This is a genomic window from uncultured Brachyspira sp. (assembly GCF_949287625.1).
Taxonomy (GTDB): domain Bacteria; phylum Spirochaetota; class Brachyspiria; order Brachyspirales; family Brachyspiraceae; genus Brachyspira.
The window spans coordinates 20,871-32,484 of sequence record NZ_CASEGO010000003.1 but is presented as its reverse complement, the minus strand read 5'-3'; the positions used below and the strand labels follow the sequence as shown (position 1 = coordinate 32,484).

Below are 11,614 nucleotides of genomic sequence, written 5' to 3'. Positions count from 1 at the left end.
TTAAATTTATAATTATCCTTTAAATGCTAAACCTAAAGTAAGACCAAAATCTAATGAGTTTATATAATAAGATTTTAAAGGTGTTGTAGTATTAAATGCAGGTTTTCCTTCTTTTTCTAAAGCAGAATTCATTAAACTCAATAAACTGTCTGGCATAGTAATATATTTTGGAGAATATACATTAAATCTTGTATAAGCACCTAATATAACTTCAACTCTGTCATTTACAGGCTGATTGTATTCTAGCATAAATTTTATACTAAACATTACTGGATTCATATTTTTAACCATAAAGTCAGTTACTATTATCTCTCCTATTTCAGGGAAACCAGGCATATCTATATCAAAGTAAGCTAAATATTCAGGTGATACATCTGCTATCAATTTACCTCCTATATGAAGTCCTAATGCCAATCTGCTGTCTAAGAAATAAGCTTTAGTACCAACTCCGAAACTTATTACAGGTGTATAAGAAACATTAATATAAGCATTTGCTGTAACACCTTCATATGTTGCACCTGAAACCTGTCCGGCAAATCCGCTTCCCACACCTATAGAGCCAAATACACTCATACCGCTGAATTTAGCAGGATCCAATCCTCCGAACCATTTTTGAGAACCAAATAAATAACCAAGTTCAGCCTCTCCGTCCATAGTATATCCAACTCCGCCTTTCATATAACCAGCACCGATTTTACTCAAATCTTCATCACTTATTGAAGGCATTGTAGCAGAGCCGTTAAAGTTAGCCTTTAATGCCCATATAAAACCTTCATCAAAACCATACGCCACTGAAAAACTTGCTGCCATAAAAATGTAAATAAATATTTTTTTCATAGTAATTTTCTCCCACTAATAAAAATCGACAAATTATAAAAAATGTTTATGCTTACATTCTACTATTTTATTTTTTCTAAGTAAATACTATTTTTACATAAATTTACAACAAATTTATAATTATGTTTATTGACACACTCAAAAATCATACATTTTATACAAATATAACCGACATTTTTATTATTGTGTATTGTTTTTTATAGACATTTTCGAGATAATGTTTATTTTATTATAGTTAATTCATACTATTTTTTATGGAACTATATTTTTTATATTATCTCTATACTCTTTAATTGTTTTGTAAGGAGTTTTTAATTGAAAGTTAACTATATTGCTGTACCAATTAACATAATCAAATCGGCTTACTTCAGACATTATAGAATGTTTATCATCGCTGACATCATATTTAGGAAACATCATTGCCATAGTCTGAACTATATAATAAGAGAATATTTTTTTTATTGTTTCATAATCAGCATTAGACTGGAGAAATGTATATGTACTTATTATAGATATAGATTTACAAGGTTTTATATTATTATTTTCAAGTACAAGCCTGTCTACAAAACCTCCGTCTGCAATTGACTTTGCACTCATTGATAAATAATTGGCAGTTAATGGCATATTTACTATCACTATAGAAGAATCTTTAAACTCTCCTGCCATTATTCTCCAATATAATGCCGTATAGAGCATAAACCTATTGCCGTCTAATAACTGACTTCTATTTTTTACAGGTGTATTCCAAACATTAAGTATGCTTTGTACATATGAGGGTGCTATATTTTTAGCTATTGTTTTTAAAGGAGTGCTGTATTCATATCCGAATAATTTTTTTATATTAGCCCTAGTTTCATTAGAAAGCGAGTATAATATATCATTTTCTAATTTATGATAATTTATATTTTTTATATCTATAAAATCTCTTTTAAATATATCAGCATTATCATTTATAACTTTTCTATTAGCTCTATAAAAGTCATCATCTGTGATTCCATTTTTAAGATTATATTTTATATTATAGCCTAAAATTTCGTATGTGAGTTTTGAAAGATCATCATCAAAAATATCAAGAAAATCTCTAGGAGAAAATGAGTTTAATGCATCATCTTCTATATAAGTTATGTTCACAGTATAAGTTTTTTCTTTATTAAGAGGCTCTGTACTATTTTGACATGATAAAAATAGCAATAAAAATAAAAATATAAAAAACAAATATACAATATTGACTAAATTACTGAGGTATTTCACCGCTCACACCCATAGCCTCAACCTTTTGAGTATCTATATAATATTTTATCTCTCTTGCCCTTACAACACTTTCCTTTTGCTTTAAGTATGGATTTTCACCCCAAAGTCTTAAATATTTCTGCTTATCAAAGTAAGTAGCCCAAGCACTTTGAGAGTTCATATCTTTGCCTTCTACATATACATTTCCATTAGCACGCAGTTTTTCTTCATCATTAAACATCTGCATAGTAACTGATGTAATTCTAATACTTCTATTTTCAACATATGCCTTAGGACTGCCGCTTACTGTTGCAACCTTAGTATCAGGATCTAAATGCAGCAAATCACCTTCCAATGATAAGTTAGCATCATAATCAACCATCACAACATCATTATGAAATATAACATCTTTAAACTCAGCATCTTTTTTATATTCTATCCACTCTCCAAAAGCTATAATTCCCCTATCTGGAATTCTTACAGAAGGATCTTCATACATATACACATGCTCATTATCTATTTCATATTCAATATATCCGCCTTTAAGTATCATGTTCTCTTCATAGAAAAACGCTGTAACATTACCATATGCGTATAAAGTACGTGTATTATTATCCTTTCCGCCATACTCATTCAAAAATAATCTGTCGGCTACTATAATGTTATAATTACTAACATTACTCTTTTTTTTATTTGTTTCTGATGTATTTACATAATTATTAGTCTGAAGAACATATATTTTTCCTCTGCCCATAACATTAGCCGTAGCAGTTTTGGCATTATATTCCAGTATTTCACCTTCAAGCCTATCAGAACCTTGATAAAGTCTAGGATTTCCAGTTAATACAGCTGTTTCTTTATCCATATCATAAATCAAATTATCAGCATAACCATCTGTTTTTCTTTTGCTTTCTCTGTCAATATGTGTTAAATGAACATTACTTATAGCCTTAGCTATAGGAGTATTAAAATCACGCTCCATAAAAGAACTTCTTATTGTCATATTATTTGTAGGCGATCTTAATATAGGATTATTTTTTACATAAGCATATCTTGTTTTTCCATTATAGCTTGCATATCCGCCTGTTATTGCAGATCCGTTTGTTTTACTCAAAAGCCTAACACTGCCGCTGAATGTTGCCAACTCTGTTTCCTGATAGAATGTCATAACATGACTTGTGATAATAGCTGATGAATCTTCCATTTTAGAATTGCCTGTATATTGGAAGACTTTTGTTTTATTATTAAATGTAAACTTATCTGCACTTCTTCTTGACTGAGCATTTAAATATAATACTGATAAAAACAGCATAAAAATAGTTAAAAATAGTCTATTTTTCTTCAGCAACAGGTACTCCTATAGCATCGCCTTCATCAACTTCATTATATATTGTAATATGTTCAAGTCCCATATCCGCTTCCATACTGCTTCCAGTAAGCCAGCTTCCATCTTCCTGCTCTACACGTATAGAAACTGGACTTTTTACCTTCTGTTTATCATTATCCCACTGTAAATATTCTGTATAAAGTGTTGTATTATTTGAAGATTTGGCAATAACATTAGTATATATTTCTGTATATAAAGTATCTTGATTTACTTTTACAAACTCGCCTGATATACTTGCTGCTACTGTATGATTAGAATCGTATGTATATGTTCTGCTTTCATAAAGTTCTATAAGTTTTTTCTTATTGTAAAATTTAGCATTAGTCGCAAAAGAGTCTAGCTGCTTAAAATTTGTATCATAATTTTCTCTTCTAAAGCCGTAAAACTCCATATCAGGCGGAGGAACAAAATCATTTTTCTGTTCAAATTCTTTACCAAGATCTTTAAAATTTGTGCAGGAAACACATAATAATATAAAAATAATATATAAACTAAAACTGTTTAATAACTTCATTATAAATACCTTTAGCTTTGAGAATCATATCTATAACAACTCTCACAGCACCGTATCCGCCTCTTTTATTAATGATTATATTTGCTGCCTTTTTAGCTTCATTTACAGCATCTTTTGGAGCAAATGACATACCTACATATTTCATAACCTTAATATCTATCAAATCATCACCTATATATGCTATCTCTTCTATTTTTAAACCATATTTCTCAATTAAAGTTAAAATAACAGGCATTTTCTCCTCTTTTCCAAGTATCAAATCTTCGAAACCATGACGGCTAAACTTATCAAATCTAGTCTTTATAGCATTAGAACTGCTGCCAGAAATAACAGCTATTTTTATACCAGATTTTAATGCCATCACTATGCCCATTCCGTCCTGAGTATGAAAAAACTTACTTTCTACCCCATTATCATCAAATACAAGCCTTCCGTCAGTCATAACTCCGTCTATATCTGAAACTAGAAGTTTAATTTTTTTTAGCTTTTTAATATTAAATAAATATGATATATAATCTCTGAACGTCATTTTAGAAAATCTTTTTTATTAAGAATTAGGATAAACAATTTGGGGCTTACAGGACTCGAACCTGCCCACACGGTTTAGGAAACCATTGCTCTATCCTGATGAGCTAAAGCCCCCTATAATAAAGAAGCTGTTCGTACTAGTAAAATCGGAGAGTGTGGGACTCGAACCCACATGGGTGTTAGCCCGGCGGTTTTCAAGACCGCTGCTCTACCAATTGAACGAACTCTCCAAACAAATATGCTATACATTATAACATATATAAAATTTATTTCAAGTCTTTTTATAATTAAAAATCATTTAAAAAAGGCTCGTCTGAAATAAAGTCCATGTGCTGGGGCTGTTACAAAGGCTTCTGTTCTGTTTTCGCTTTTCAATATATCTTCTATGAAATTTACAGGCATCTTTTTTTTCTGACCTTCTACCAAAGTGCCTACTATAATCCTTACCATATTGTGTAAAAAAGCATTGCCTCTAATAATAAAATATATAGTATCACCCTTTCTTACAGCTTTCACTTTTTCTAAATATCTGAACTTACTGTCATTTTCATCTTCTGTAGAACAAAATGATGTAAAGTTATGCTCGCCTATTAAATATTTTGCATATTCATTAATAAGTTTTTCATCTATAATGTTTTTTCTGTAAAACCAAGCATACCGCTCATAAAACGGAAAAGATGTACTGCTGTTATGAACTATATATAAATACTCTCTGAATGTTGCAGAAGCTCTTGCATTAAAATTATCGTCCATTTCTTCAGCTTTTATTATCCTCAAATCTCTATCCAAACAGGAATTCAAAGCTATATGAACTTTGTTAATAGGTACAAGCATCTTTGGAACTCTAAAATTGGCTACCTGACCTAAAGCATGAACACCAGCATCAGTTCTGCCGCAGCCGTATATTGTAATTTTTTCTCCATATATTTTTTGAACAGCTTTATATATTTCTCCCTGTACTGTTCTCAAATTCGGCTGTATCTGCCAGCCGTAAAAATCTGTACCGTCATATTGTATTGTTATCTTTATATTATTCATAAATATCAAAAATAAAAAGCCCATATAATATTTATACAGGCTTTTTTATATAAAAATTAAATATCTTACTGTAAATCAGCTGGTATTGTTACACCTAGTTTTTGTGCTGCATTAGTATTTACTTCTAATACTGGATTTTGTATATATTCTATAGGCATAGAAGCAGGTAAAGCCTCACCTTTTAATATTCTTACTGCCTGTCTTCCTGTAAGTTTTCCAAGTTCATAATAATCTATACCATAAGTAGCAAGTCCGCCGGCTTCAAGCATGCCAGCCTCTCCGCATATTACTGGTATTTTAGCAGGTTCTGTAATAGATATAACATTAGCCATACCAGCAGCTACCATATTATCTGTAGGAGCGTAAATAGCATCTACTTTTCCTACCAAACTTTGAACTACCTGCTGTATATCATTAGGATTTGTTATAGTAGCATCTATATATGATATACCCATTTCATCTGCTTTTAATTTTGCCATATCTACTTGGAATTTAGAGTTTTGTTCGCTTGAATTATATAAAAATGCTACCCTCTGTACTGAAGGAACTAATTTTTTCAATAAATCCATTTGTTCTTTTACTGGTGTTAAGTCTGAAGTTCCAGTAACATTGCCTCCTGGTACATTATTATTATCAACCAATTTTGAATCTGCTGGGTCTGTTACTGCTGTTACAAGTATAGGTATATCTTTTGTTGTATTTGCTGCCGCCTGTGCTGCAGGTGTTGCTATGGCAAGAATTAAATCTGCTTTATCATTAACAAATTTTTGCGATATTGTAATACAGTTTGCCTGTTCACCCTGAGCATTCTGATAATCTATAGTAATATTTTTACCGTCTTCATAACCTGCTTCTTTTAATCCGTCTACAAAACCCTTATTGGCCTGATCCAAAGCATTATGCTCCACTAACTGGAGTATGCCTATTTTAAACATTTTTTCACCATTTGAAGATGAATTAGATGAATTATTTGAGCAGGAAAGAAATAATATACCTGCAAATAATATAATAAATAGCTTTTTCATTATTATATCTCCTTAAAATTCATGATTACTATTACTAGTATAATATAATATAGCTATAATAAAGTCAAATAAAATTCATATGTAAAAATTAATTATTTATGTTCATTCAAAAAAAGCTCTATATTTTTATTATGTATCACAGACAAATCTTTTTCAAATTTTACTACATATCTTTCAATACTTCCAAACATAGCTGCTGCATTTAATACCAAAAAAATAGATAAACCAAAAAATATTTTCTTAGTATTAATAATAAAATTTTCTTTCTGAACAAAAAATAATATAATAGGAGCATAACATACAGCAAAAAGTCCGTAAAAATAATGAAAATAACCCTCTCCAAATTTGAAGATAAAAAAACATAAAAGTGTTATAAATATTGATAAAATAAAAAATTTTGATATCTCTAAAAATATGTTTTCATTATCTGTTTTTCCTTTATACCTAAGATTAAATACAAAATAAAACATATTAATTAAACAGTAAAAAGAAAACACAAGATTAAGAATTAAAAATATCAAGCCGTATATATAAGATGGTGATGAAATCCAGAATCCTATAATATTATTAAAACCTTTTAAATAATGAGAAGACATTTCATTTGTAGGAAAGAAAAATAATGCCTGTATTTTTGCAATAATGATTCTTCCAGTATCTGATCCTTTTAAAAACATTAATTTAGTATTATAAAATCCATTATTAATTTCTGATATTAAGTAAGGTAAATATTCTAAAAATGACAAAAAAACTCCTAAAATCCAATATTTCAAATATTTAATTGTATTTTTATAAGTTATAATTAAATAAAATATCATAGTAGGTACAACAGAGAAAAATGAAGCAAAATGACCTTGTGCCGCAACAGCTAATACTGGAAAAATAAATATAGAAGATATTACTGTTTTTTTACTGGATTTTTTATCTATATATTCATAGAGTAGAATAAAAAATATAAAACTAAAAATTAATGATATATTAGGATTCCAAAAATTAGTCATAGCTTTTACTAAATAACCATTAAGTAAAATAAGAGGAGACATAAAAGAACAAACAAATAAACCTAATTTTTTATAAAGCCAAAATAAAAACAATGATATTATAAAAAGACTGAAAAAATAATTAATAATCTTAGCTGTATATACATTCTCATTACCTAATTTATAACATAAAATATAAAATATATAATAATCTCCGCCCGGTACTCTTGGAGTTATAAACTCTTCTTTATAAGTATCAGATAATTCAAATCTAGTGCTTGTTAAAGGTAATGATTTTTTTTCATACCATCTGTACATATCATAAAAATGCTGAAAATCATCGTAAGTACTTCTTATTGGAATTATAGAAAAAGATAATATAATATTCATAATAAATGAAAAAATAATTATAGATACAAGTATTAATTTTATATAATTTTTTTTAAAAAATTCTTTCATTTATTATAATCCTATAACTAATCGATTATTGAATAATCATAACTAATATACTGAAAATTCTTAAGTTTGTCAACAGCGAGCAGCTACACCTTCCTGCACGGTATTGTTTATTCTTATCAAATGTCAACGCGACCGAACGAAGTGAGGAACACCATAATGGTATACGGTTGATTACCTATTATTATAAAAAATAAATTATTTATTTTACATTTAAAACTTATTTTATTAACAACTAATAATGCTTTATGTTATTTATAACTTATAATTACATTTATTAACAACTAAAAATTAACAAACTATAGTTGTTTAGGTATATACCAAAAATTTTTAAGTTTGTCAAAAGTTAGTTTTTTAAATTTATTGTTTGTGGTGGCTTTGCCCCCACACCCCAACTTCTTTTGGTGACCCAAAGAAGCAAAAGGACTGCATTTTTTAACTAAAATATAGTCATTACAATACATTTAAAACATATTTTATTAATACTAATAATACTTTATACTATTTATAAATAATAATTACATTTACAAATAACTAAAAATTGACAAACTATAGTTGTTTAGGTATATACTAAATTAAAACATATAAACACTATTCAACTGTTACACTCTTAGCCAAATTTCTAGGCTTGTCTACATCACATCCCCTCATAACAGCAGTATGATAGGCTAATAATTGTAATGCTGCTATAGAAACTATAGGCATAAACATATCCTCTACTTTAGGAAGATATAATATTTTTCTGTAGGCATCTTTATCTATATCAATACCTTCTTTGGCAAATAAAAGCACATTAGCTCCCCTAGATATTACCTCTTTTGTATTGCTTATCATTTTACTTAATATTTTCTCTTGTATAGCTAATGCTACAACTGGAGTATTATCAGTTATAAGAGATATAGCACCATGTTTAAGCTCGCCTCCTGCATATGCCTCGCAGTGAATATAGCTAATCTCTTTCATTTTTAAAGCCCCTTCCATAACCTGATAATAATCCAAATCTCTGCCTATAAAAAATATACTGCTAGCTTCTTTATAATCTATACATAAATCTTTTATAGCACTGCTCATATTAAGCACATCTTTTATAGAGTCTATAGTATTAAGCAAATTTTTTATAAGAAGTTTTATATAATCATCATCTTTTATTTTTCTCTCTAATATTATCTTAAAAGTTATCAAGTACATTACAGCCATTTGTACAGAATAAGCCTTTGTTGAAGCTACAGATATTTCAGGTCCTGCATAAGTGTATATAACATAATCAGCATTCCTAGCAATGGAAGAGCCATTAACATTTACTATAGCTAAAGTTTTGTATCCTTTTTCTTTAACCAAATTCAAAGCCGCCAAAGTATCAGCAGTTTCTCCAGACTGTGATATAAATATTGATAAAGTTTTTTCTGTGAGTATTGGATTTTTATATCTGAACTCAGAAGCTATTTCGCATTCTACAGGTATTCTGCAATTATCTTCTATAAGTCTTTTTCCTATCATAGCAGCATGCATAGAAGTACCGCAGCCTACTATATAAACTCTGTCAAAAAACTTCCAAAAATTTTTATCAGTAATACCGTCTCTTTCAAAATCTGGAATACCCTGAACTATTCTAGGCTCTATAGTATCAAGAAGTGCTTTAGGCTGCTCATTAATTTCTTTAAGCATAAAATGATCATATCCGCATTTCTCTGCCTGCTCTACAGTCCAATTAGCCTCAAGTATTTTATAGTCAGTTTCTTTTAAGTTTTTATCATATATAGTTATTTTATTTTTCTCTAAAACGGCAATATTATTTTCTTCTATTAATATATATTTATTAGTGTATTTCAATATTGCTGGTATATCGGAAGCTAAAAAGTTTTCATTATGGCCCAATGCAGCTATTAAAGGGGCTGACTTTCTTACAGCATATACTTTATTAATATCATCTTTAAATATTATAGCAAAAGCATAAGACCCTTCTATTATGTTAACTGCTTTTTTTATAGCTGTTAAAGGATCTCCTTCATATAATGAATCTATTAAATTTGCAGCTGCTTCAGTATCAGTTTCAGAAAGAAATTTATATCCTTTAGCTATTAAGTCTTTTTTAATATCTTTATAATTTTCTATAATACCGTTATGAACAAGAGAAAGCCTTTCTGTAAAATGAGGGTGGGCATTAATATCAGAAGGTGCTCCATGCGTTGCCCATCTAGTATGTCCTATTCCTATATTTGATGATATATTATCTTGAACAATATGTCTCAAATTCTCAAGTTTTCCTTCAGCCTTAAAAGTAATAATATCATTTTTTGAATCAACTATAGATATGCCAGCAGAATCATATCCCCTATACTCCAAAGATGAAAGCCCTTCCATTAATATATCAATAGCGTTATCATTATGTCCTACATATCCAACTATTCCGCACATAAAAAATTCCCTAAATAATAAATTTTATCAAAAACATTATTTTTTAAAAATAGCTCATTTTTGATAATCGTATATTTTAAAGCATAAAAAAATAAAGTCAATACTGTTTAGAGTAATACTATTGTTTAAGTGCTATAGATATTGCACACTTTTAGTTTAAAAAAAGAAAGTATTCCTTATAATTTAAATAAGCACAAATAAACAAAAAGGAATACCTATGAAACAATATAATACAAATCAGAAAAAAAAGATAGTAGAGATTATCAATAAAGTTAAAAATAAAAAAGTTCAGGCTTTAAAATTTAATATTAGTATTAGAACTTATTACTATTGGAAGAAAAAATTAGAAGAAACAGATAGTATAGAAAATAAGAGCAGGAAACCTAAAAATATTCCTCATAAATTAAAAAATAAAAAGATTATTAATAAAATTGTTGAAATACGAAAGAAATATAAATATGGTAAAACAAAAATAAAGAAATTCTTAGAAAAAGAAAATATAAAAATAGGTACTACTGCCATTGAAACTATATTAAAAGAATATAATTTGTATCAAAAGAAAAAAAGGAAAATAAGAAAGAAACATAAAGGAAAGCATGCTTTTTATATAAAAGAAGCAGGGGAAAAGGTTCAAATAAACACAACGCTCTGCGGACTTCGTCGTATGCTTTTTTTGGTGAGATACGCTATTATCAGCTAACTGCTGTTGATTTAGCTTGCCAAGGCACACTTCGTGCAAGAATAACTTTTAGGTATTTGTATAGCGAAAAAACACCAGATAGTACAATAGATTTTATCAAAAGAATGATAGGCTATTTTCCTTTTAGAGTTCATTGTATACAGACTGATAATGGTACAGAATTCACCTATCGTAAACATTTTTTTGAAACAGAGCATCCGCTAGATAATTTTTGTAAAAATAAACACATCAAAAGAGTTTATAGCCCAATTGCTAGTCCTTGGTACAATGGTGTTGTGGAAAGTACACATAACCGAGATCAAAAAGAATTTTATGATTATTGTACGATAGAATTAACTTTAGATAAGGCAAATCAAAAATTAAGAAAATATAATAATTATTGGAATTATAAACGCATACATTCAGCTTTAAATTATGACACACCGTTTGTTTACTTCAAAAAGATAAGGAATAATTAAATGCAATATCTCTGGCTCCTGTGCATTTAGAGTAATACTATAAATATAA

General features: G+C 28.6%; 9 protein-coding genes, 2 tRNA genes and 1 pseudogene. 1 reads left to right on the top strand and 11 read right to left on the bottom strand.

Features of this window, described 5'->3' with window-relative positions:
• Positions 1 to 12 precede the first annotated feature (12 nt).
• The 11 genes from Q1X91_RS01430 to glmS all read right to left on the bottom strand — a co-directional run bounded on the left by Q1X91_RS01430 (position 13) and on the right by glmS (position 10,407).
• Positions 13 to 837 (bottom strand): hypothetical protein, encoded by an 825-nt coding sequence (locus Q1X91_RS01430; RefSeq protein WP_300752629.1) that lies wholly within the window; start codon positions 835 to 837, stop codon positions 13 to 15.
• Positions 838 to 1,089: 252 nt separating this feature from the next.
• Complete coding sequence (locus Q1X91_RS01425) at positions 1,090 to 2,088, bottom strand: hypothetical protein (protein WP_300752627.1); 999 nt, start codon at positions 2,086 to 2,088, stop codon at positions 1,090 to 1,092.
• A complete protein-coding gene (locus Q1X91_RS01420) occupies positions 2,072 to 3,415 on the bottom strand; it encodes an LptA/OstA family protein (protein WP_300752625.1) in 1,344 nt (447 codons plus the stop codon). The genes Q1X91_RS01425 and Q1X91_RS01420 overlap by 17 nt, the downstream gene beginning before the upstream one ends.
• Positions 3,399 to 3,968, bottom strand: coding sequence for an LPS export ABC transporter periplasmic protein LptC (lptC, locus tag Q1X91_RS01415; protein WP_300752623.1), 570 nt, complete (start codon positions 3,966 to 3,968; stop codon positions 3,399 to 3,401). The genes Q1X91_RS01420 and lptC overlap by 17 nt, the downstream gene beginning before the upstream one ends.
• Positions 3,946 to 4,497, bottom strand: coding sequence for an HAD family hydrolase (locus Q1X91_RS01410; protein ID WP_300752621.1), 552 nt, complete (start codon positions 4,495 to 4,497; stop codon positions 3,946 to 3,948). Before Q1X91_RS01410 ends, lptC begins: the two co-directional genes overlap by 23 nt.
• A gap of 40 nt (positions 4,498 to 4,537) precedes the next feature.
• A tRNA-Arg gene (locus Q1X91_RS01405) sits at positions 4,538 to 4,610 on the bottom strand.
• A 33-nt stretch (positions 4,611 to 4,643) separates the two neighbouring features.
• A tRNA-Ser gene (locus tag Q1X91_RS01400) sits at positions 4,644 to 4,726 on the bottom strand.
• Between the two features lie 64 nt (positions 4,727 to 4,790).
• On the bottom strand, positions 4,791 to 5,534 hold the full coding sequence (truA, locus tag Q1X91_RS01395) for a tRNA pseudouridine(38-40) synthase TruA (RefSeq protein WP_300752619.1): 744 nt from the start codon (positions 5,532 to 5,534) through the stop codon (positions 4,791 to 4,793).
• Between the two features lie 65 nt (positions 5,535 to 5,599).
• Positions 5,600 to 6,559 (bottom strand): ABC transporter substrate-binding protein, encoded by a 960-nt coding sequence (locus tag Q1X91_RS01390; protein WP_300752617.1) that lies wholly within the window; start codon positions 6,557 to 6,559, stop codon positions 5,600 to 5,602.
• Between the two features lie 92 nt (positions 6,560 to 6,651).
• Positions 6,652 to 7,995 (bottom strand): hypothetical protein, encoded by a 1,344-nt coding sequence (locus Q1X91_RS01385; protein WP_300752615.1) that lies wholly within the window; start codon positions 7,993 to 7,995, stop codon positions 6,652 to 6,654.
• 588 nt (positions 7,996 to 8,583) lie between these two features.
• A complete protein-coding gene (gene glmS / locus Q1X91_RS01380) occupies positions 8,584 to 10,407 on the bottom strand; it encodes a glutamine--fructose-6-phosphate transaminase (isomerizing) (protein WP_300752613.1) in 1,824 nt (607 codons plus the stop codon).
• A 217-nt stretch (positions 10,408 to 10,624) separates the two neighbouring features.
• Between glmS and Q1X91_RS15590 the strand changes: the two are divergent.
• A pseudogene (locus tag Q1X91_RS15590) lies at positions 10,625 to 11,565 on the top strand (integrase core domain-containing protein).
• Positions 11,566 to 11,614: the final 49 nt, after the last annotated feature.